The organism is Parasphingorhabdus sp. (genome assembly GCF_039939955.1).
Taxonomy (GTDB): Bacteria; Pseudomonadota; Alphaproteobacteria; order Sphingomonadales; family Sphingomonadaceae; genus Parasphingorhabdus.
The window spans coordinates 230,988-253,623 of sequence record NZ_JBDVHS010000005.1 but is presented as its reverse complement, the minus strand read 5'-3'; the positions used below and the strand labels follow the sequence as shown (position 1 = coordinate 253,623).

Annotated in this window: 18 protein-coding genes; 11 read left to right on the top strand and 7 right to left on the bottom strand. The window is 55.6% G+C overall.

Annotation, left to right across the window (positions count from 1 at the left end; translation table 11 throughout):
- Positions 1–47: 47 nt before the first annotated feature.
- A complete protein-coding gene (locus ABJG22_RS06465) occupies positions 48–2,198 on the bottom strand; it encodes a TonB-dependent siderophore receptor (protein WP_348019435.1) in 2,151 nt (716 codons plus the stop codon).
- A gap of 190 nt (positions 2,199–2,388) precedes the next feature.
- On the bottom strand, positions 2,389–3,966 hold the full coding sequence (locus ABJG22_RS06460; protein WP_348019434.1) for a winged helix-turn-helix domain-containing protein: 1,578 nt from the start codon (positions 3,964–3,966) through the stop codon (positions 2,389–2,391).
- Between the two features lie 117 nt (positions 3,967–4,083).
- Between ABJG22_RS06460 and ABJG22_RS06455 the strand changes: the two genes are divergently transcribed.
- On the top strand, positions 4,084–5,142 hold the full coding sequence (locus tag ABJG22_RS06455) for a serine hydrolase (protein WP_348019433.1): 1,059 nt from the start codon (positions 4,084–4,086) through the stop codon (positions 5,140–5,142).
- An 88-nt stretch (positions 5,143–5,230) separates the two neighbouring features.
- Positions 5,231–6,103 carry an alpha/beta hydrolase gene (locus ABJG22_RS06450; RefSeq protein WP_348019432.1) on the top strand — a complete coding sequence of 291 codons (873 nt, stop codon included), beginning with the start codon at positions 5,231–5,233 and terminating at the stop codon, positions 6,101–6,103.
- A 6-nt stretch (positions 6,104–6,109) separates the two neighbouring features.
- On the opposite strand, the gene ABJG22_RS06445 is transcribed toward ABJG22_RS06450, so the two are convergent.
- On the bottom strand, positions 6,110–7,186 hold the full coding sequence (locus tag ABJG22_RS06445) for a glutathione S-transferase family protein (RefSeq protein ID WP_348019431.1): 1,077 nt from the start codon (positions 7,184–7,186) through the stop codon (positions 6,110–6,112).
- Positions 7,187–7,231: 45 nt separating this feature from the next.
- Positions 7,232–7,321: a hypothetical protein gene (locus ABJG22_RS06440; RefSeq protein WP_348019430.1), complete on the bottom strand. Its 90-nt coding sequence runs from the start codon at positions 7,319–7,321 to the stop codon at positions 7,232–7,234.
- A gap of 428 nt (positions 7,322–7,749) precedes the next feature.
- Here ABJG22_RS06440 and ABJG22_RS06435 point away from each other — a divergent pair, with 428 nt between their 5' ends.
- The 3 genes from ABJG22_RS06435 to ribH all read left to right on the top strand — a co-directional run bounded on the left by ABJG22_RS06435 (position 7,750) and on the right by ribH (position 10,633).
- Positions 7,750–8,127 carry a hypothetical protein gene (locus ABJG22_RS06435; RefSeq protein WP_348019429.1) on the top strand — a complete coding sequence of 126 codons (378 nt, stop codon included), beginning with the start codon at positions 7,750–7,752 and terminating at the stop codon, positions 8,125–8,127.
- 770 nt (positions 8,128–8,897) lie between these two features.
- Positions 8,898–10,214, top strand: coding sequence for a 3,4-dihydroxy-2-butanone-4-phosphate synthase (gene ribB, locus ABJG22_RS06430; protein WP_348019428.1), 1,317 nt, complete (start codon positions 8,898–8,900; stop codon positions 10,212–10,214).
- A complete protein-coding gene (gene ribH, locus ABJG22_RS06425; protein ID WP_348019427.1) occupies positions 10,214–10,633 on the top strand; it encodes a 6,7-dimethyl-8-ribityllumazine synthase in 420 nt (139 codons plus the stop codon). Before ribB ends, ribH begins: the two co-directional genes overlap by 1 nt.
- 48 nt (positions 10,634–10,681) lie before the next feature.
- Here the strand turns inward: ribH and ABJG22_RS06420 are convergent, their stop codons facing one another.
- Entirely contained in the window at positions 10,682–11,473 is a 792-nt protein-coding gene (locus ABJG22_RS06420; RefSeq protein WP_348019426.1) for a methyltransferase, read from the bottom strand.
- A gap of 138 nt (positions 11,474–11,611) precedes the next feature.
- Between ABJG22_RS06420 and ABJG22_RS06415 the strand changes: the two genes are divergently transcribed.
- The 3 genes from ABJG22_RS06415 to ABJG22_RS06405 all read left to right on the top strand — a co-directional run bounded on the left by ABJG22_RS06415 (position 11,612) and on the right by ABJG22_RS06405 (position 17,405).
- Positions 11,612–12,529 (top strand): hypothetical protein, encoded by a 918-nt coding sequence (locus ABJG22_RS06415; protein ID WP_348019425.1) that lies wholly within the window; start codon positions 11,612–11,614, stop codon positions 12,527–12,529.
- Positions 12,417–13,973, top strand: a complete 1,557-nt coding sequence (locus ABJG22_RS06410; RefSeq protein ID WP_348019424.1) for a DNA polymerase Y family protein — start codon at positions 12,417–12,419, stop codon at positions 13,971–13,973. Before ABJG22_RS06415 ends, ABJG22_RS06410 begins: the two co-directional genes overlap by 113 nt.
- Before the next feature lie 159 nt (positions 13,974–14,132).
- Positions 14,133–17,405: an error-prone DNA polymerase gene (locus ABJG22_RS06405; protein WP_348019423.1), complete on the top strand. Its 3,273-nt coding sequence runs from the start codon at positions 14,133–14,135 to the stop codon at positions 17,403–17,405.
- Here the strand turns inward: ABJG22_RS06405 and ABJG22_RS06400 are convergent.
- Positions 17,402–18,661, bottom strand: coding sequence for an ACS family MFS transporter (locus tag ABJG22_RS06400; protein ID WP_348019422.1), 1,260 nt, complete (start codon positions 18,659–18,661; stop codon positions 17,402–17,404). The genes ABJG22_RS06405 and ABJG22_RS06400 overlap by 4 nt on opposite strands.
- A 145-nt stretch (positions 18,662–18,806) precedes the next feature.
- Here ABJG22_RS06400 and hppD point away from each other — a divergent pair, with 145 nt between their 5' ends.
- The 3 genes from hppD (at position 18,807) to ABJG22_RS06385 (ending at position 21,592) form a co-directional block, all read left to right on the top strand.
- Positions 18,807–19,910 (top strand): 4-hydroxyphenylpyruvate dioxygenase, encoded by a 1,104-nt coding sequence (hppD, locus tag ABJG22_RS06395; RefSeq protein ID WP_348019421.1) that lies wholly within the window; start codon positions 18,807–18,809, stop codon positions 19,908–19,910.
- A complete protein-coding gene (locus ABJG22_RS06390; RefSeq protein ID WP_348019420.1) occupies positions 19,907–20,455 on the top strand; it encodes a VOC family protein in 549 nt (182 codons plus the stop codon). Before hppD ends, ABJG22_RS06390 begins: the two co-directional genes overlap by 4 nt.
- 126 nt (positions 20,456–20,581) lie before the next feature.
- Positions 20,582–21,592, top strand: a complete 1,011-nt coding sequence (locus tag ABJG22_RS06385; protein ID WP_348019419.1) for a fumarylacetoacetate hydrolase family protein — start codon at positions 20,582–20,584, stop codon at positions 21,590–21,592.
- A gap of 83 nt (positions 21,593–21,675) precedes the next feature.
- Here the strand turns inward: ABJG22_RS06385 and ABJG22_RS06380 are convergent, their stop codons facing one another.
- Positions 21,676–22,371, bottom strand: a complete 696-nt coding sequence (locus ABJG22_RS06380; RefSeq protein WP_348019418.1) for a hypothetical protein — start codon at positions 22,369–22,371, stop codon at positions 21,676–21,678.
- Positions 22,372–22,636 lie beyond the last annotated feature (265 nt).

The window sequence follows — 22,636 nt, the reverse complement described above, 5'->3', positions numbered from 1 at the left end:
CTAGTCGGCGTTCCGTCCTGACGGACAAGGCCTTATTCTCCGGACTTCTAGAATTTGAATGCGGCTCTTGCGACAATCGTCCGGCCTTCACCCGGGAAACAATCGCCTCGCGACAGGCAGGTGCCGTAATATTCCGTGTTGAAGATATTGCGTGCATTGAGCGTCAGTGAGAATTGATCGAAATCATATCCAATGACACCATCGAAAACGACATAGCCATCGGTTTCAATCAACACCGGTGTTGGCGCAAAGCCATTGGCGGCAAGAAACGCCGTTCCGCTGCTTTCATTGCCTTCGGCATAGCGAACACCGCCGCCCAGCGTGAAGCCTTCCAGCGCACCCGATGATGGGCGCCATGCTGCCCAAGCCGAACCCTGCACTTCAGGAACACTCGGGAAACGGAGGCCATTGGCATCTTCAGTATCCAGAATGCTGAATGCCGCATCGAGGTGGAAGTCACCAATTTTGGTTTGCGCTTCGATCTCCGCTCCTTTGATTTTCGCAACGCCTTCTTGCTGTGACGCGGCGTTTGGCAAGCCATTTGGATTGGATAGGTTGGATTGTTCAATGTCGAAGTAAGACGCGGTGATATAGGTCTGCGAACCGGGAGGTTGGTATTTCAAGCCCGCTTCATATTGCTTGCCGCGCTGCGGCTTCAGCGTTTCGTTGGTTGTTACATCGACCCCGACGACTGCCTCAAAAGACTCGGCGTAGCTTACATAAGCGTTCAACCCGAAAGCCGTCTTATATAGCGCACCGAAGCTCAGGCTCGTGGCGTTATCATCTTGCGATGTCACGCCATTGCCGGTCTTCAATTCATCAAACCGGACACCCGCGTTGAGCACCAGATTCCCGAATGTGATCTGGTTGTTGATATAGAAGCCCAGCGCGTCTGTTTCGCTTTCGCTACGCCCTCTAGCGGCATCAAACGCCGCGGTCGTTGGAATTTCAGCGCCAGAATAGTCAGGATTGAACAGATTGAACGTCGTTGGCAGCGCATAGAGATAGGCGGCTTCCGACAATGTGTTGACGTTCTGGTAGCTCATCCCGGCGAGCAGCTCATGCTGGATCGCGCCGGTTTCAAACTTCGCACGGAAGCGGCTATCTATAGCGATTTGGTCTGAACTGGCCGGCGCATCATACCAACTCCGGCCGATGGCAGTACCATCTGCCAGAGTGCGCGGGTTTCCGGCTCCCAGAAAGGCTATCCATGTCTGCTTATAATCGACTTCGCTATCACGATAGCGGGCGGTTGTTTCATAAGACAGCACATCATTAAACTGGTGCTGGGCAAATAATGTGACCGAAAAAGATTCCGTATCATATGCGTTGAAACCGGGATCACCGACATAAAGCGACGGGTCGACTTCCTCGGTGATCAGGCCCGAACAGATATTCGGTTCGGAAATGGTCACATTGGAGCTGGGGCAACCCGATACAGACAGGGGCGTAAACTGATGCGCGGTATCGCTTTTGCGGTCCGTATAATTGGCCAGCACCGTGATTGCAGTATCGCCATTGTCAAAGGTCAGAGACGGCGCGACAACGATGGCATCATCATTGACATAATCCAATTGGGTGCCGCTATCGCGATAGAGCGCGACGATCCGGCCCGTCCAAACACCATCACCGGACAGATCCAAACCCAGATCAGTGGCAATTTGCTTGCGATCATGGGTACCAAAATCAACAACGATTTCGCGATCAAGACTATCCGGCCCGGCGCGTTTGCTAACAGTGTTCAAAATCCCGCCGGGAGAGCCTTGGCCATAGAGCACCGAAGCCGGGCCCTTGAGCACCTCAACCTGTTCCAGCATATAAATATCGGATCGCGCATTGTTATAATAGCCGAACAGCACCTGGATATTGTCCAGATATTCTGGAACATCCAAACCACGAACCCGCGGAAAGTCGCCGCGGGTCGAGAAACCGAATGTGTCGCCGACCACACCAGCGGTGTAGTTTAGCGTGTCATCCAATGTGAGCGCACCTTTTTCCAGAAATTCTTCGGAATCGATAACTTTAACGGAGCGCGCGGTTTCCAAAATCGGGGTTTCCGATTTGGTCGCACCAAAATTTGTAACCTGACCCGTAACGATAATCGTATCGGGATCAGTTTCCTCGGCCGCTTCCGATTGCGCCAAAGCAACCGAAGGCATCACTAGAAGTGTTGTGCTGAGTAATATTTTGCGAATCACGTTTTAAGTCCCCGTTCAATGGAATTGATGCGAGGTCGGTAGGTAAGATAAATGCTAATGTAAATAAGAATCGTTATCAATAAAAAGATATTTCCCTTTTATCAGCTGCTTCCTAGGCTCTGCCTGGCGTTAGAGCCGGCCTGAGTTCAAAATGAGACAGCGGATTCTCGCGGATATGGAGAAAGAATTCCTAGTCGGCAATAGCCAATGAAAGTTCTTTTGATCCCTCAATCAACCTGCGTTGCGCTTCGAGCTCACGCACAATCCGGCTTTCCAATTGCCGCCCTTTCGATGACGACATCAGCACAGCGAGAAAAGGCGATTGATTTAGCCAATCCGCGTCCCGCCAACCAAGATTGACGGCTTGCGAGAGAAGCCGCAGAGCATCTTCCTGTCGACCAAGAGCCGCGGCGACTTCGGCAAGCTGAATGCGTATCCCTGGATCGGGATCGGATTCCATATCAACCTGTTTCGACGGATGAAGAAGTTTCTCTGCACGCGTTCCATCACCGGAAACGGCATCGAGCGCAGCCAAGTCATATTGTCCTCTCCAGCCAGCCGCCTCCAGCAATGAACGGGCTCTTTCTATATGCCCCAAAGCGATATTGGCACGCCCGCGCAACGCCGAAATCTGCGGGGCTGACTGGTCATCTCCCTTTGTCTGGGCAAGCGTTTCAAGCGCAGCATCGGGACGACCGTGGCGCAGATGTGATTTGGCGATTTCACTCAATATGACAATTTGACCGGGATTGAGAGACAAGGCTTTTTCATGCCATCTTGACGTAGCAGGATGTCCAACCAGCTCCAGACTCTGTGCAATCTGTATCTCGGCATAGCGGGACGCCCCCCCTGTCCGCCGGACCTGAAATTCTAGTTCCAGGGCCTGATACAGCTCTCCTCGCATAAGATGCACATAAGCGGCACTCGAGGCGGCGGGGGCATTTTCCGGATCCAGTTGATACGCATATTGCAGCGCCGACAGGCTTTCGTTCACACGTCCCTGGGAACCGAGTGAATAGCCAAGCGCGGACCAAGCGTTGCTGCTATCCGGCTGTTCTTCAATCAGGGCACGGGCAAGCGCTTCGGCTTCCGTCTTCTCGCTTGGACCACCATCAAATTTAGTGGCTTTTGTCGAGAGAGCGAAACTCAATGTCATGCGTGCGTCAAAACTATTCGGATCTTGCGCCAAGGCCTCGCGCAACATGGTGATGGCACGATCCGTCTCGCGTGCTTGGTGAAGCCCGAGCTGCTCCTGTGCTCGGTCTACCAAAGTCATGACCAGTGATTTCGGGCCAGCATCCGATTCAGCCATCTGGACTTGAAAACCGGTATCGCGACTGGTCAAGAATAGAGCGCCGGCTACCAGCAGTGCCATCAGCCCCAATGTCGCGGCGATGCTATTGCGGCGATTCAGAATAGATTTAGGCTTCGGCCTATCTTCCAATCGTTCTACCGATCCAGCCACTGCATATCCCGCACCGCGCACGGTACGGATATAAAGGGGGTTTTTCGGATCATCTCCAAGAGCTTTGCGCAAAAGGGCAATGCGTTGGGCAACGGTTTCATCGCTAACATGTTCGGCGCGCCAAACCGCGCGCGAAAAATCTGCAATACTGACCGGATCCGGTGCCGCTTCCATCAATGTGATCAGCGCGTCAAAACTCAAATCGGGTAGCTTGATGGCTATGGCATCACGCCGAACGGTGCGTGTCTCTGTATCGATCGACAGATCTCTGAGAACATAATGCATAACGGCCCGTCTAACCATTTTTGAAATGTCATGCTTCAAGAATTTTCAACTTTCTTCAAGTGACCGCGTCACCGTCAGCGCCCATGTCTCTTCACCATAGCGCCCAACCGGCAGCTTATTTTCAAGGAGAAGATGGTGAAAAAACTACTCATAGCATTTGGACTTCTGGCCAGCACGATCACGCCGGCAGCGGCAGAAGAGCGCTGGGCTGATATTGCAACATTGGAAGAGAACGTTCGTAAGGGCGACTATGGCACGGTGACAAGCATCCTTATCATCGAGGACGGAAACATCGCCTATGAAGGATATTTTAATGACGCCGATGCCGACACATTGCACAATACGCGATCGGCCACAAAGACCATCACCGGCATGGCGGTTGGCGCCGCGATTGATGATGGTGTTTTGAATGTCGATATGCCTGCAGCACAGTTTTTTACCGATATTACCCCCTTTCAAAATCCCGATCCCCGCAAGCTCGAGCTGACGATCAAGGATCTGATCTCCATGAGCAATATTTTGGAATGCAACGACAATGATAATTTCTCGCGCGGGAATGAATCGCGCATGCACAATGTCGAGGATTGGCCTTCCTTTTTCTGGGATCTGCCCATTCGCGGCTATCCGAGCTGGTCAGAAAAGCCAGAAACTGCGAAATATGGGCGGGTCTTTTCCTATTGCTCCGCAGGCGTGGAGATGGCTGGCGAGACGGTGGAGCGCGCTACGGGAACGCGTTTTCAGGACTATGTGAAGATGAAATTTTTCGACCCGCTGGAGATCGAACGCTTCGAGTGGCAGGAGAATGGGTTGGGTCAGGCGCATAAAAGCGGTGGCCTGGGACTGACGACACGCGGCCTGGGGAAGTTTGCAGAAATGCAGCGAAACGGCGGTGTCTATAATGGCCGTCAAATCCTGTCTAAAACATGGACACAAGAGGCCATCAAGCCACGCACCGTCGCCTTTGCTGATCGGGGCATGGAATATGGTTATCTATGGTGGCGCGCCGCTTATGAAATCTCGGAACAACGCCACGAAGAATATTACATGAGCGGAAATGGCGGAAATCGCGTGACCGTCATGCCTGCGCATGATCTTGTGGTCGTCATTACCAAAACGGATTTCAACCAAAGAGGCATGCACCAGAAAACCAACCTGTTCTTTGAAGAGGAAATCATCAAGCGTTTGGCACGCTGATCCGGTGCTGCGTTGATCAGGTGCTTGTCCAACCCTCGCTATCCGACTAGGGTCATGGTTCGGAAAACATACCATATATGGAACCCCCATGACCCTGATCGGCCCCGCCTCACACAGCTATTTCTCGCAACGGCTCAAGCTGCATTATGCGGACTGGGGCAATGAAGATAAGCCGCCTTTGATCCTGCTGCACGGCGGCAAGGATCATTGCCGCAACTGGGATTGGACGGCGCAGGCGCTGCGCGATGACTGGCATATCATCTGCCCCGATGTCCGCGGCCATGGCGACAGCCAGTGGAGCACCGATGGCAATTACACCAGCATGGCGATGGTCACCGATCTGGCGCAACTGATCCACCAGCTCGACCTGTCACCGGTGACCATTGTCGCGCACAGCATGGGCGGCAATATCGCGCTCCGCTATACCGGCCTCTATCCGGATACGGTACGCAAGCTGGTCGCGATCGAGGGCCTTGGCCCCAGCCCCGAAATGTTGATCGAGCGGGAAAAGGCCGGCCAATTGCAGCGTGTCCGCAATTCGATCGAGGAAAAGCGCAAGGCCGCTGGCCGACAGGTCAAACGCTATCCCTCTTTTGAGGATGCACTCGGCCGCATGCAGGATGCCAACCAGCATCTCTCCGATGAACAGGCCCGTCATCTGACCACCCACGCAGTGATCCGCAACGAAGACGGCAGCTATAGCTGGAAATTCGATCCCTATGTTCAGCATTGGGATAGCATCGACTTGTCGCAGGATAGCATCCACGAATTGTGGGGCGATATCAGCTGCCCGACCCAGCTCCACTATGGCGCGGACAGCTGGGCCAGCAATCCGGAGAAAGACGGCCGAATGAAATATTTCGGCGACAATGTGGAAGTGCGGGAATTCCAGGAAGCCGGTCACTGGCTGCACCATGACCAGTTTGATCTGTTTATCGAAACGCTGCAGGAGTTTCTTTAGACCACCCTATGGAACACCGCCTTTGAACACATTCATTGCCTGCCCAAAGGGTAGATGATTGTCATTGTTAAAGCCGGATTGCGCCGGAGGTTGTGCGCTCCAGAGAATTTCGGCCTGACCATGAGGCAACAACGCTTTGACTGACTTTTGTTGATCGGCGGACAGCAAGCCAAAACGACGGCGCAGCTCTTCGAGGCACCACAGGCGATATTTTGATACGGCGATATCCCGGTAATCGCAGCCTTGCACCGCCATATCAAAGCGCTCCTGACCCTCGGCAAAAGCTTCTGCATTGGCGGTTAGTTGGACCAGATGTGTTTCACAAATTTCTTTCAGTAAGGGCGCAGCATCATTCGGTATCTGTGCAACGAAATTTTGCTGTTCTTGATCTTTTGCGCGCCACATCCGGGCAACCCATTCATAAACAGCGGGCGCGGTATTCCGCATTATTTCTTCGGGAGTAGGATCCTGGCCATAATGTCTGAACATCGGTCCCATCATGCCAAAGTCGGCCAGCGATGGCGCATCACCAAGAAGGAAAGGCCGATTCTCCAACATTGCTGACATCGCCGCCAATGCATTATGATATGACTGTTCGATATGCTGGCGCGTTGTTTCTGTGACCCCATCCCGGTCAACATAATGGCGCACCTGTCGGCGCACGATCATCCGTAATCTCGCCCACCGGGGTAATTTTATATGCCCCGTCACCTCGTCGGTCAGGACATTCGAAGCAAGTTGGCGATCATAATCATAGCACCAGCGATAATACATCGCCGAGCGCCACAACCATTCATCGCCATAATCTTCGATCAGATGCGAGATGAAGCCTACGACCGGGTCCTGCGGCAAGACGGGATTATCCGGATATTCGGTCTCTAGATGCATGATGATCGGCGTGGTATCCGACATCCAGCTTCCATTATCGTCGACAATCGGCATCTGTACCGCGCCGACCTTTTCCTTCAACATCTTGGCTTCACCATAAGGCGTTGGCAAAAGCGTGTAGGCGATATTCTTATACCGCAAATAGGCTTCCAATTTGCCGGTATAGTAAGAAATCCGCGATCCGTAGACTATCATATGGCCCTCCTCATATTTCTCCGGCCTTCCCGCTCGACCCGCACCCTAAAAAATAGAGCTGTGCTGACCACCATCAATCACAATATTCTGACCAACAATGAACCTTGCCAGCGAACTGCAAAGAAAAGCAGCCATTGGCGCAAAGTCATCGGCATCGCCCAGACATCGGCAAGCCGCACATAAATGCCCTGCGGATGCGGTTCGATCCAGTGTTTCGTTTTTGCCATAGCCTAACAGCGTATTGGGTTGGGCAAGGTTCCGGTCAAGGGGAAGTGGGGGAATTTCAGGAAGCCGGTCACTGGTTACACCATGACCAGTTTGAAGAGTTTGTGGGGACGTTGAAAACGTTTCGTTAGGTCGCCAATTGGACGGCGCGGCGTGATGGTGTTGGGGAAGCAGGCCAAACCCGATAGCCGTAGAAGTGCGGCCCGAAGCCAGTCACATTGGTGATGATTTGGTGCATTTGGCGAACTGGCACCGTAATTTTACAGAATCCTAGCGTCCGCAATATCCCGAAAGCGGACGATTGCAGAATTACCGCCTCACAGTTAAACTGCTTCGATATGAATAAATACGCAAAGATAGAAGCCGCTCTCAAAACTCTATTTCTTCATGATGAGGCTTGGATAATTGGCGTATCGCACAACGATGGTTTCTTTGTTTTGGATATCGACACCGCTATGGGTGAACCCGGAAGCGAAGGAACAAAACACGGAGAGTACCGACCGTACGAAAAATTTCGTCTTACTTTCAAGCAACTTGCAAGCGTCGAGGATGAAATCGAATATTTCCGTACTCCCCGAGATGATGATCTCGCAGAGATCGAACACTATGAACTATCGGAGTGTATTGAGACGCAAACTGCGTCTCTCAGCTTGCAGACAAACAATGGGGAACTCCTGATAAAATTTGGAAGCTTCGAAGTCACGAAACTAAAATAGTGTGGTTCAGTTCCAATGTCCGCAATATCCCGAAAGCGGACATTAGGCTTTGTCTGCCGCGCTACCCCGATATCAGCTCCAAATGGATCGTGCCGCTAGTTGCATGGGAATTGAAGACCATAGTATTCAAAATGTATCGCTGATATCATAATTCTAGCCAATCCCGGCCAAATATTACCCTCACGAAACTTCATTTTTGATTGAGGGCTTTGCAATACCATCGCAAGCTTATCAAAATAGGTTTGCAAATCGATTTGAGACAGCCCCACGGTTTGCTCGCCATGTTCGGCGTAAAGCCGAAGAAAGACGGCAAGACTTTCATGATCGTCGACAAAATTCGCCTGATCATAAAACCAATCCTCTATACGATAACTACCCTGCAACTTTTACAAACTATCGTAGTCAAAATTCGTAATTCTCTTTAAATTCATCAATCTCGGGTCCCGGTCATATCAAATAATCTATAGTCGCTTACTGCACATTCAATCGGTCAAGAACGGTTGAGTGGTTAGTGCGTCTTCAAGGTCCGTTTTTGCGCCCAAAGCGGACGCTAGACCGGACAAATTTACGGTGCGAATTACGTGGACGACATTACCAAATATACGCCCTACTTTCCTACATCACCCCCCAATGTTAAAATCCTAATATGGATAAAATCTCCTCATGTTCACCCAAAAACACACCATGTGAAGCAAATGTGATATTTTCCCTAGACTCATCACATTACAGTGTGATATTCGATTCCCAACATCACATTGAAGGGCGAGTCCATGAGCAAAATCCTGATTGAGCAACTGATCGAACTGATCGATTCCGGCGAAGAAACTCGTGCGGGTCTGGCGCGGGCGGCGGGATTGCACGCGAACAGCCTGCGCAGTCTGGGGCAGGATGACTGGAACCCGACGGCCGAAACGCTCGGCAAGCTGGAAACCTATCTCGCACGCGGCGGTAGCGGCGTGATGGCGACGGCAGAAGAAATTATCAACGAAGCGCGCAACGGGCGCATGTATATTCTGGTCGATGACGAAGACCGCGAGAATGAGGGCGATCTGATCATCCCGGCGCAAATGGCGACCCCCGATGCGATCAACTTCATGGCCAAATATGGTCGCGGGCTGATCTGTCTGGCGATGGCCCGGGACCGGGTCGAGGAACTGGGCCTCGACATGATGAGCCAGAATAACCGGGGCGCCTATGAAACGGCCTTCACCATTTCAATCGAGGCACGCGAAGGCGTGACCACCGGAATCAGCGCCGCCGACCGCGCGCGTACGGTTGCGGTTGCGATTGACCCGAACCAGGGCAAGCAGGGCATTGTCACCCCCGGCCATGTCTTCCCGCTACAGGCCCGCAACGGCGGCGTGCTCGTCCGCGCCGGCCATACCGAAGCGGCGGTCGATGTCTCGCGGCTGGCTGGCCTCAACCCGTCCGGCGTGATCTGCGAGATCATGAAGGATGATGGCGAGATGGCGCGGCTCGATGATCTGATCGAATTTGCCCAGCATCACGGGATGAAGATCGGCACCATCCGTGATCTGATCGCCTATCGCCTGCGCCACGACCATCTAACCGAACGCCGTGCGGAAGCGCGCTTTACCAGCCGTTGGGGCGGAGAATGGACGGCCCTGACCTTCTATAATAGCGCAACCGATAGCGAGCAGATTGTCTTGCAGAAGGGTCATGTCGATCCCGACAAGCCAACTCTGGTGCGGATGCACGCTATGACGATATTCCCTGATATTTTTGCGCAGGACACCAGCCGTCCAAGCATGGTCCAGCAATCGATGAAAATCATCGGCGAAGAAGGATCCGGCGTCATTGTCTTCATCAACTCGCGCAGACCCGACTTTTTCTCGCAACAAGTCCGTAGCCTTGCGGGTGAAAAAGCACCGCCGATGGATCAGCTGCGCGACTATGGCGTCGGCGCGCAGATTCTCAGCGAACTGGGCGTGCATGATATGGAATTGCTGACCAATAGCAGCCATGATCTGGTCGGGCTGGACGCCTATGGCTTGCGGATTGTCGGGCAGCGCGCTGTACCGGCCGGGAACAGCAGCACAGAAACCAAAGAACTGGAGTCGGCATAATGGCAAAATTTCTGATCGTCGAAGCGCGTTTTTACGATGAACTCAACGATATGCTGATCGAGGGCGCTACCGATGCGCTAAAAGCGGCTGGTCATGAGCATGAGGTCATCACCGTGCCGGGCGCGCTGGAAATTCCGAGCGCCATCTCGCTAGCCATAGACAGCGATCAATATGACGGCTTTGTCGCCATTGGCGTGGTCATCCGCGGCGAAACCTATCATTTCGAAATTGTCGCCGGGGAAAGCGCCCGTGGAATCATGGCGCTGACCATGGATGGCGCGGCAATTGGCAACGGCATCATCACCGTCGAAAATCAGGAACAAGCGCTGGCGCGCGCGGACAAGACCTGCAAGAACAAGGGTGGCGAAGCGGCACAGGCAGCCATTGCGATGTACGATCTGGCGCTGAAATTTGGCTAGTCACTCAGGCTGAGCGACTAAACTTTACGAGCCATTATTCCGGCGCCATTATTCCGGCTTGGTCAGTTTCAGGATGAACCGGTCAGTCTTACCGCGTGTGGACGGATCGAAGACATGTTTCGTATAATCGTCATTCGTTCCGGCGAGCAATTCGTCATCACGATCCACTATAAAGCCTGCCGTTTCCGCCGCTGCAACGGCCAAGGCCGGATCGATCCGGTGGTTAGCGGTGTTATCGCCATCGGCAGCACCGACATGGTCAATCACGCCAAGCACTCCACCGGGCTTCAGCTTCGCTTTGACCGCCAGCAGCATTCCGATCGCCGCCGGGGCTCCGAAACTATTGTAGACATCATGAAAATTAAGCGCGGTGATCACGACATCAATACTATTGTCCGGCACACCAAGATCGGTCACCTCGCTATTGAGTCGTTCGATCTGGGGCAGAGCATTGGCCGCCAGACGTGCGTTTATTTCGGTTTCATAAGCGCCGTCGCGTAGCTGGAGTGCCGCTGCCGGATTCTGAGCGTAGACTTTGCCTTCCGGTCCAGTCGCGATCGCTGCAGCGACGCTATACCAGCCACCAGAAGAGATCAGATCCAGCACGGTATCACCGGCTTCCATGCCCAGAAAAGCCAATACTTCAGCTGGCTTTCGACTGGCATCACGGGCCTTATCTTCCTCTGACCGGCCTTCGGCAGCAGCCAAAGCCGTATTGACAGCAGCGACGTTGATTGTCGCCATCTCTGCGGTTTCATGGTGGTTGGCGAACGCCGGCAAGGGTGCAAGCGCTGTGGTTGCAAGACAAATAGCGGATAGTTTGAGCAATGTTATTTTCATGGCATCTCTCCTCTGCCTGCAATGTTCATCAACCCTGGAAATTGGTCAAGCATTATGCGGTGCACCTCGTTTCACCGGATACCGGAAATCGTGAACGGGCTTGACCAAATCCATTCGTTCTCTAAATTAGAACAAACCATGAACAATATCGATTCGGATTCGGCCGGGCCTTTTACGGGCTCACCGGTCAACCCTGCTGCCGTGCCTAAACAGGCTGGCCCTAAAGCGGCTGCGTTAAAAACGCGGCTTGCGAAGATTTTGGCTAGCTCTGGTGTAAAAACGGAAGAACAGGATGATAGACCGTCGCACTTCACCTTTGGGGTGGAGCGGATGGATGCTGCCCTGCGTGGCAATGCGGGGGCCGATGGCTTGCCGCGGGCCGCTTTGCACGAATTGCATGCCGCCTACAAAAGCCACCGGACCAGCGCGGCGGCAATGGCCTTGCTGCTCGCACAGCGATGCCGGGCCTTGGAGCCAGACAGCAAACCCATATTGTGGATCAGCGAAAGCGGAGAAGTCCGACGGCAAGGGCGGCTCTATCCCCCTGGCCTCGCCGAATTGGGCATTGATCCGTCGCATATCATCCATGTCGATGCACCCGACAGTATCGCAGTGCTGCGCGCTGCGTCCGATGGCGTGCGCTGCGCCGCCATGGGGGCGGTGATTGCCGAATTGTCCGGCAAGAAACCCAAGGGGCTGGATCTGACCGCTACCCGGCGCCTGTCCTTGTCGGCCCAGCAATCAGGCGTGGTGACTTTGTTGTTGAGAAGCAGCGGCGACAAAGACAATCCGCTGCCAACCTCTGCCTTTAGTCGTTGGGACGTGAGCGCGGCGCCATCCTCGCCCCTGGAAGCCAATGCGCCAGGCCATCCCGCCTTTAATATCAATCTGCTGCGCCATCGTAGCGGCCTTTACGGGCTGAGCGCCCGACTGGAGTGGAATCGTGACCAACAAGCCTTCCGCGAGCAGGAAGCCACAGAGACAACGCCGGGCCTTGGCGCTGTTCCTGCCCTATCTGCCGGCCGAGCGGATCATCAAGGCGCACGGGCCGCCTGATCATCCCTTTGCCCTGATCGAGAAAATTCGCGGCGCGATGGTGATCATGGCGGCGGACCGGCAAGCCGTGACCCTAGGCCTTGGGCCGGGCATGAAGCTGGCCGATGCACGCGCCCGCGTGCCGGAACTGCTGGCCTTTGACCATGAGCCGCTGGCTGATGCAGAGCTGCTATCGCGGCTGGCAGAAGCCTGCGAGCGCTATACGCCGATGGTCGCGGCGGCTCCACCTTATGCACTGGTCCTGGACATTGGCGGCGCAACCCATTTCTATGAAAGCGAAACCGCGCTGGCGCAGGATGCCGAGGACCGGCTCGACGCGGCGGGCTATCGCAGCCTCTGGGCGCTCGCCGGGACAGCCGATGCAGCCCTAGCACTGGCCCGGCATGGCCTGAAAGAAGGCGCGGAGGCGCAGTTGCCGGTGTCGGCGCTGTCCATGGACGCCAAGACCCATCAAGCGCTGGAGCGGGCGGGGCTTTATCACATCGGCGATCTGGCCGAGCGACCGCGCGCCAATCTGGCGGCCCGCTTCGGGATGGAGCTCACCTTGCGGCTGGACCGGATATTGGGGCGCGAAGACCGGCCGATTGATCCGCTGCGCCGGATTGGCAATGTCGTGACCGAGCGCCGCTTTGCCGAACCGCTGACCCATATCGATGCCGCGCTTGCCTGCCTGTCGGAGCTGTTTGCCGAGGCCGCCGAACGGCTCAACGAGCGCGGTCAGGGCGCGCGGATGGTGCGGATGATGCTGTTCCGCTGCGATGGGGATGTTGCGCGGCTCGGTCTGGAAACCGGCGCGCCGACCCGCGATGTCGCTTTGTTCCAGCGGCTGCTGCGCGAGCGGATAGAGTCGCTCAACGACGCGCTCAATCCGGGCTTCGGCTATGATCTGATCCGGCTGAGCATCGTCGCATCGGAGCCACTGGCCCCGCAACAATTGCGGCTCGAAGGCGGCGAGGATCGCAGCGGTGACGAAAACGCGCTGGTCAGTCAGCTTAGCACAAGAATGGGCCGCGACCGGGTGCAGAAATTTGCCGTCGCAGACAGCCATATCCCGGAACAGGGCCTGCTCGCCCTGCCCGCGCTCAACGCCCCGCCGCCCGCTCCTTGGAAAATACCACCATCGGACGACCCGCCGCTACGCCCCTTGCATATGTTCGACCCGCCACAGCGCGTACAGGTGATCGCCGAGGTCCCCGACGGCCCGCCCTATCGCTTCACCTGGCGGCGCAAGAGCCATCAGGTGATCCGCTATGAAGGACCGGAGCGCATCGCGTCGGAATGGTGGCAGCGCAAGGATGGGCAACAGCCCGGCAAGGGTGGTCTGACCCGTGACTATTATCGCGTCGAAGATATCCGCGGGCGGCGCTACTGGCTGTTCCGGCACGGGCTTTATGGTACGGAGACGGCAGGCCCGGACTGGTATGTGCATGGGTTATTTGCGTGACTCTCTGTTCGCTCGCGCTCACGGCGCAAAGGCATCCGCCTTTGCTTCGGTGCCAGCCCGTCTCCCCCTCCCGGCCACCCATAGGGTACAGTCGCACTGGGTGGTCGGGAGGGGGAGACGGGCTGGAGCAGAGCGACCACGGATGTGGGCGCGCATCCAATGAATGACTTCGCCGAACTAGCCTCCTCCACCCATTACAGCTTTCTGCGCGGGGCCTCCTCCCCCGCCGACATGGTGATGCAGGCCATGGCACTGGGCATGACCGGCATCGGGATCGCCGACCGCAACAGCGTCGCCGGAGTGGTGCGGGCCCATGCCGCGCTGCGCCGGGCGCATGAGGATGCGGCGGAGGAAGGGCTCACCCTGCCCGACCTCAAGCTGATCGTCGGATCGCGGCTGTTGTTCAGCGATGGAACGCCGGAGATCATCGTCTATCCGCTGAACCGGCGCGGTTGGGGTCGACTGACGCGGCTGCTCTCGACCGGCAATTTGCGGGCCGAGAAAGGCGATTGCTTTCTTTATGAGGCCGACTTGCTGGAATGGTGCTCGGGCGATTGGGCTTTGATCATTTTGGCGCCACCGACCGCCGCATTGGCAAACAATCTAAGATCCTGCACGCCCCATATCTGGCTCGGCGCCGTGATGCCACGCTCCGGTCCCGACAAGCGCCATCTCGCAAAGCTGCACAGCCTCTCCCAAGCGACGGGCCTCCCCCTCATGGCCACCAATGACCCGCTTTATGCGACGCCTGAGCAACGCCCGCTGCACGACATCCTCACCTGCATTGCCGAGAAGACCACGATCAGCAAGGCAGGTCGCCTGCTCGCTGCCAATGCCGAACGGTTCCTCAAACACCCGGTAGAAATGGCGCACCTTTTCCGCGACTATCCCGAGGCCGTTGCGGAAACCCAAAAGCTGCTCGATCTGGTCGATTTCACGCTCGACGAACTCAGCTATCATTATCCCGAGGAACCGGTTCCCAAAGGCTGGACACCGCAAGACTGGCTGGAGCATCTCACCTGGTCCGCCGCCCATGCCCGCCATGGCACGACCCTTCCGGAACGCTTGCGATCCAAGGTGGAGGAGGAATTGCGGCTCATCCAGAAGATGGAATATGCCCCCTATTTTCTGACCGTTCACGACATTGTCAAATTTGCGCAGGACCAGGATATCCTCTGCCAGGGACGCGGATCGGCGGCCAATAGCGCGGTCTGCTATCTGCTCGGCATCACCTCGGCCGATCCGATGGAACATGACCTGCTCTTTTCGCGTTTCATCTCGGAAGAACGCCGCGAGCCGCCGGATATCGATGTCGATTTCGAGCATGAACGGCGCGAAGAAGTCATCCAATATATCTATGCGCGCTATGGTCGCCACCGTGCCGGGATTGCCGCCACCGTGGTCCATTACCGCTCGCGCAGCGCAATCCGCGAGGTCGGCAAGGCGCTTGGCCTGTCGGAGGATATTACCAGCCGTCTCTCCAGCACCGTCTGGGGCAGCCACGGCGGCAAAAAGCCCGACAAGCGCTTTGCCGAAACCGGTCTCGACCCGGACAATCCGGACATCCGGCGGCTTGGCGATATCGTCCAGCAAATCCTGCAATTCCCCCGCCATCTGTCGCAGCATGTCGGCGGCTTTGTGCTGACACAGGACCGGCTCGACGAGACCGTACCGATCCACAATGCGGCGATGGACGACCGCACGTTTATCGAGTGGGACAAGGATGATATTGACGCGCTCGGCCTGATGAAGGTCGATATATTGGCGCTTGGGATGCTGACCTGCATCCGCAAGGCCTTTGATATGATGCGGGATATCGGGGCCGGGGACTATGATCTGCAGAATATAGCTCACGAAGATCCCGCAACTTATGACATGCTGTGCAAGGGCGACAGCGTCGGCGTGTTCCAGGTCGAAAGCCGTGCCCAGATCAATATGTTGCCCCGACTGAAACCACGGATATTCTATGACCTGGTGATTCAAGTCGCGATTGTCCGGCCCGGCCCGATCGAAGGCGATATGGTCCACCCCTATCTCCGCCGCCGCTCGGGCGTGGAGAAAATCACCCTGCCCTCGCCCAAGCCACCCCATGATCCCAACGAACTCAAATCTGTGCTCGGCAAGACTTTCGGTGTGCCTCTGTTTCAGGAACAGGCGATGAAGCTGGCGATTGTCGCCGCCGATTTCTCTCCCGGCGATGCCAACAAGCTGCGCCGGGCGATGGCGACCTTTCGCAATGTCGGCACGATCCACCATTTCGAAGCGAAGATGATCGAGGGCATGACCGCCAAGGGCTATGAGCGGGAATTTGCCGAACGATGCTACAAACAGATACAGGGCTTTGGCAGCTATGGATTTCCGGAAAGCCACGCGATCAGCTTTGCCCGCTTGGTCTATGTGTCGAGCTGGATCAAATGCCACTATCCAGCGGTCTTCGCGGCGGCTTTGCTCAATTCACAACCCATGGGATTTTACGCCCCCGCGCAACTGGTCCGCGACGCCCGCGAACATGGGGTGAAAGTGCAGGAGCCCGATGTGAATTTCAGCAATTGGGACAACCGGGTGAATCATGACCACGTCCTCCGCATCGGCCTGCGCCAGATTGACGGTTTTCGTGAAGCCTGGGCCGAACAGATTGTCGCCGCACGCCCGTTCCGCACTATTGAAGAACTGGCCCGCAAAGCCGATCTGCCGTCTCGCGCATTGCGGTTGCTTGCCGATGCCGATGCCTGCCGGTCGCTGGGGCTGGACCGGCGGCAGGCCTTATGGGAAGTGCGCCGGACTCCGGTCAATACCCTGCCGTTGTTCGAAGCGGCACGGGCAAAGGAACTGGGACAGGAAGCGGACGCACGTCTGCCCGTGATGACCAAAGGCGAACATGTGGTCGCAGATTATCAAAGCGTCCGCCTGTCGCTGAAAGGCCATCCGATGGAGTTTCTGCGCGAGCGGTTCCGGGAAATGGGCGTGCTCAGCTGCGCAGAAATTGCGACGGCCAAAAACGGATCGCAGGCAAAAGTCGCTGGCGTCGTGCTGATCCGCCAGCGCCCTGGCAAGGGCAATGCGGTGTTCATCACGCTGGAAGATGAAAGCGGCGTGTCCAACCTGCTGCTCTGGGCCAGCAGGTTCGAGAAAATGCGCCGTCCGGTGATGGCCGCCCGGCTGATGCTCGCCACCGGAGAGGTTCAGCGCAGCGTCGAAGGCGTTACCCATTTGATGACCAGCCGCATCGAGGACTATACCTTCATGCTAAGCGAGATCACCGATCGGGAACGCCCCGACATGCCCATGGCCCACGCCGACGAAGTCAACCGTCCGGTCTACCGCAACGAAGACAGACAGGCAGCGCGATTAACGCCGCCCTATCCCGCCAAGTCCAATGGCGGTCATCCCCGCAACGTCAGAATATTACCGAAGTCGCGCGATTTTCATTAGGTGGCAGCTGCTTCAAACTGACGCTCGCCGCTACCGAAAACCAGATAGAAGATTAGACCGAAGGCGGCGACCCCTGCGGCGACCTGAAACACCAGTGCCCATGATCCGGTGACGTCCAATATCCAGCCGCTGACCAGCACACCGATGATGCCGGGAATCGTACCGGCGGTATTGGTAATGCCCATCAACGTGCCGGCATGTTCCGGCGCAATGTCCATATGGTTGACGAAGAAACCGCTGACCGCAAAGGCGCCGAGCGCGCTGCCAATCGTCATGATGGTGATCGCCGTGACCGCATCCTGTGCCTGTCCAACAATCAGTAGCGCAATGATGCTGCCGCCAAAGCCGATTAACATCATCAACTTGCGCACGCGGGTTATCGTCATGCCGCCTCCAATCAACCGGTCTGCTACAACCCCGGACAGATTGATGCAGAGGAACAGCGCGATATGCGGCATCATCGCAAAATAGCCGACCGAAGCATAATCCACACCGAGCCCCTTGGTGACAAAGGTCGGCAGCCATGCGAGCAAGACATAGAACCACCAATTGTTACAGAAATGGGCGACAATAACCGCCCAGACCGGCATATTGGTCATCAGCGCGCGCCATGGCGTGGCGACCGCGGGCGTATCGGCTATCGTGTCGGCGGCAATCAGATCGAGCTCTGCCTGACTAATCCCAGCCTGCTTGTGCGGGCTTGGCGCGATAAGAAAATACCAGACAGCGCACCAGATAAAGCCAACGCCGCCGAACAGATAGAACACCCATTCCCAGCCCCATGATGCGACAATCACCGGCGTCGCCAAGAGCGCGAAAACCGTACCAAGTGGAATGCCGCTATTGGAAAACCCGGCGGATCGCGACCGTTCCTTCACCGGAATCCAGCGCGCATAGAGCGCGTAAATGGCTGGAAAAGTAACCGCTTCGCCCATGCCCATCAATATTCGGGCAATGACCAGAACCGTGATACCCAGCGCGGCGGCAGGAGGGGCAACAAGCGTGAACAGCGACCAGATCAATACGCCATAGCCGAGCACGATCTTGCCACCATAACGGTCCGCCAGCTTTCCTCCGACAATCTGGGTCAGCAGGTAGCCGATGAAGAAACTGGACAATACCAACCCTTGCGTCGACAAATTCCAACCATAGGTTTCCACCATTGGAATGATCGCAACCGAAATGGCGACCCGGTCCATATAGCAGATAAAAATGGCCAAAAAGGCCATGAGTGCCAGTTGATGGCGTTTTTGCATTGTCATCCTCCCCGATGATGCCCCGATACCCTGTTTTTATCGATAGGATGGGCGCCATTTCACTTGCATATCTAGTGCAAATTCCCTATAGTATCATTTGTAACTATATTGCGTCTTAGCGCATGTTTATCTCAAGGAAATTGTTGTGGCTGATCTGTTTGAAAATCCCGTGGGCCTGGACGGCTTTGAATTTGTTGAATTTTGCGCGCCCGAGCGCGGCGTCCTTGAACCGGTATTTGCGGTCATGGGCTTTACCGAAATTGCCCAGCACCGTTCAAAAGACGTGCATCTATGGCGGCAGGGCGGCATCAATCTGATCATCAACTATGAGCCCAAATCGGCCGCTTGGTATTTTGCCCGCGAACATGGTCCCTCTGCTTGCGGCATGGCATTCCGTGTCAAAGATGCGCGCAAAGCCTATGACTATTTGCTCGAAAAAGGCGCCGAGCCTGTTCACGTTGAAACCGGTCCGATGGAGCTGCATATCCCGGCAATCCGCGGCATCGGCGGGGCCATTCTCTATCTGGTCGACCGCTATAATGGCGGCGAGCGGGGCGAAAATCTCTCCATCTATGACATTGATTTTGAATATCTGCCGGGCGTGGACCGCAATCCAGTCGGCGCGGGTTTCAACATCATCGATCACCTGACCCACAATGTTTACGGCGGCCGGATGAAATATTGGGCGGACTATTATGAAACGCTCTTTAACTTCCGCGAAATCCGTTTCTTCGACATCAAGGGTGAATATACCGGCCTGACGTCAAAAGCGCTGACCGCGCCCGATGGCAAGATCCGCATCCCGCTCAACGAAGAAGGTGAAGGCGGCAAGGGCCAGATCGAAGAGTTCCTGCGCGAATTTAACGGTGAAGGCATCCAGCATATCGCGCTCATCTGTGATGATCTTGTGGCTTGCTGGGATCGACTCAAAACCCTCGGCGTACCGTTTATGACCGCGCCACCGAACGCCTATTACGAGATGCTCGACGGCCGCCTGCCCGGCCATGGCGAGGATGTGAATGCGCTACAAACGCGCGGCATTTTGCTCGACGGCACCACTGACGGTGGGGAACCCCGCCTGTTGCTGCAGATTTTCGCCGAAGCACAAGTCGGTCCGGTTTTCTTTGAATTTATCCAAAGAAAAGGCGATGATGGTTTTGGTGAGGGCAATTTCAAAGCCCTGTTCGAAAGCATCGAACGTGATCAGGTGACGCGGGGTGTGCTGAAAGTAGAGGAACCTGCAGAATGAATGCACCCACGGTCGAAGGAATCCATCACGTCGCCTATCGCTGCAAAGATGCGAAAGAGACGGTCGATTTTTACCAGCGCGTGATGGGCATGGATTTTCAGCTCGCCTTTGCCGAAAATGAAGTGCCTTCGACCGGTGAATATGATCCCTATATGCATATTTTCCTCGATGCGGGTGGCGGCAATGTTCTGGCCTTTTTCGAACTACCCGAGCAGCCAGAAATGGACCGCGACCAGAACACACCGGCATGGGTGCAGCATATTGCCTTCAAAGTCGGGTCGCTCGACGCACTGCTGGCAGCAAAAGCCAATGCGGAAGCCGAAGGCCTGGACGTCATCGGCCCGACCCATCACGGCATTTTCAAGTCTATCTATTTCTTTGATCCCAATGGCCATCGTCTGGAACTGGCCTGCGACATTGGTACGGATGAAGAAATGACCGAACTACGCCGCGTTGCTCCGGCGATGCTGGAGGAATGGAGTCGCACCAAGAAAGCACCGCAACATGCCGCCTGGCTGCATGAGAAAGCCCGCGACGAACATTAGTCCCGCGTTGAAAGTCATAACCACCTTTATTTCCGTTCCTGTCGGGCCTAGTCCTGACGGTGGAACGATAGATCGTCGCGCCTCGACATGATCGGGGAGCAACGGCAGCTTGGAGAAGGATCTTAGATGAAACTCGCTACCCTGAAAAATGACACCCGCGACGGCCGTCTGGTCGTTGTCTCCAAAGACCTCACCCGCTGCTGCGAAGCGAGCAATATTGCCCCGACCCTACAGGCGGCGCTGGACGACTGGGACCAATGCGCGCCCAAGCTCGAAGCGCTCTACCGCGATGTCGAACATGAAACCGTACCCTGCGAACGCTTTCACGAGCGGCTGGCCGAATCCCCGCTTCCCCGCGCCTATCAATGGGCCGACGGCAGCGCCTATATCAATCATGTCGAACTGGTCCGCAAAGCGCGCGGCGCGGAAGTGCCAGAGAGCTTCTATACAGATCCCTTGATGTATCAGGGCGGCAGCGACGCCTTCCTCGGCCCGCGCGACGATATCCCGCTCGGCGATCCCAAATGGGGCTGCGATATGGAAGGCGAAGTCGCGGTCATCACCGATGATGTGCCCATGGGTGCCGACGCTGCGCAGGCAGCCGATCACATCAAACTGGTCATGCTGTGCAATGATGTATCCCTGCGCGGTCTGATCCCCGGCGAGCTGGCCAAGGGCTTTGGCTTTTTCCAATCGAAGCCGCCCTCCGCCTTCTCGCCAGTCTGCGTGACACCCGATGAATTGGGCGATGCGTGGAAAGGTTCGGTCATCCATCTGCCGCTGCAGGTCGACTATAACCGCGAACCCTTTGGCCGCGCCAATGCCGGCGTAGATGCGACGTTCAGCCTCGCCGATCTGGTTGCCCACGCCGCCAAGACCCGCCCGCTATCCGCCGGCACAGTCGTCGGCTCCGGCACCGTGTCCAACCAAGGCCCTGACGGCGACCCCGGCAAGCCGGTCAGTGAAGGCGGCCTCGGTTACAGCTGCATCGCCGAAATCCGGATGATCGAAACGATCAACGACGGCGAAGCCAAGACACCGTTTATGTCGGCTGGCGATACGGTCAAAATCCAGATGCTGGATGCGGATGGCCATTCGATCTTCGGCGCGATCCGGCAGGATGTTGTGGCGGTTTGATGGGGGCGGTTATTTGCTGGTAATATTGGTGTTCGTCTATCCCGAAAGCTGACACTAGCGAATATTGTTTTCGACCCGTTGAGCTAGTATCTAATCACGTTCACCCAATCGGAGGCGGTCACCTTGTAATTTTGTTCACGCAGGTGATGAATAACAGCCCTCATATGACGTGCCCCAAAAACTATTCCAACAGACCTTTTAACCCCTTCCGCCTGCTCCATGTAGTCGTTGATAACTCCAATGAGGTGCTCATCTCTCCAGTCCAAGATAATTTCTCCGATTTTTTCGAGGGCCTCATTATCGTCCAAAATTGCATCATTATGATCATGAAGATCGAGATTCATTCCTTTTCCGATCGTTTCTCTTGTCCCAAAGAACCTTAGATAAAGGCCATATATGGGAGCAAGCACCGGGATAAGGAAACGCTGGAAGAACGGTAATTCGGCCCACTTTTTTGAGAAATCATCAGAAGCAACGTCAGCATGCCGAATATCTGCATCTAGATCATCCAAAGACATGGTCGATTGCAGCACCAACCCGAGTTTTTGGTTTTTTGTGAAGTATCGGTAGGACGCAGTAAGGAGCGTCCCTGTCTTTGTTCGAACACCTTCCGTCAAAACCACATCGCAATCCGCAAGTAGTTTTAGGACGTCATCATAAAATGATTTATCAGCGACATGTATCATTGGAAATAGAGTGAAGCTCGATAGCCGATCGATGCTGTCAAAGCGAAAGATGGCACTGCGAACCCCAAATACCGTAGATTCAATAATTTGCATAATTGTCCAATAGAGTTTTGCTTCTCTTGTACAACTGACTATTTATTGATTCTCCGTTTTCACATTATCCGTTTTTTGCAGCTAAAACAGACACTAGCCTTTGGCCGCCACTCGCCGGGCATGCCAAACCACCTCAAACCGTCACCGCCGTCTCATATCTAATCCGCTCCATCGCAAAGCTCGCCGAGACGTCAGACAGAGGCACCGCCTTGATCAGCTTCTTGTACACCCGGTCATAGTCGGCGACATCGCGGACCAGCAGCTT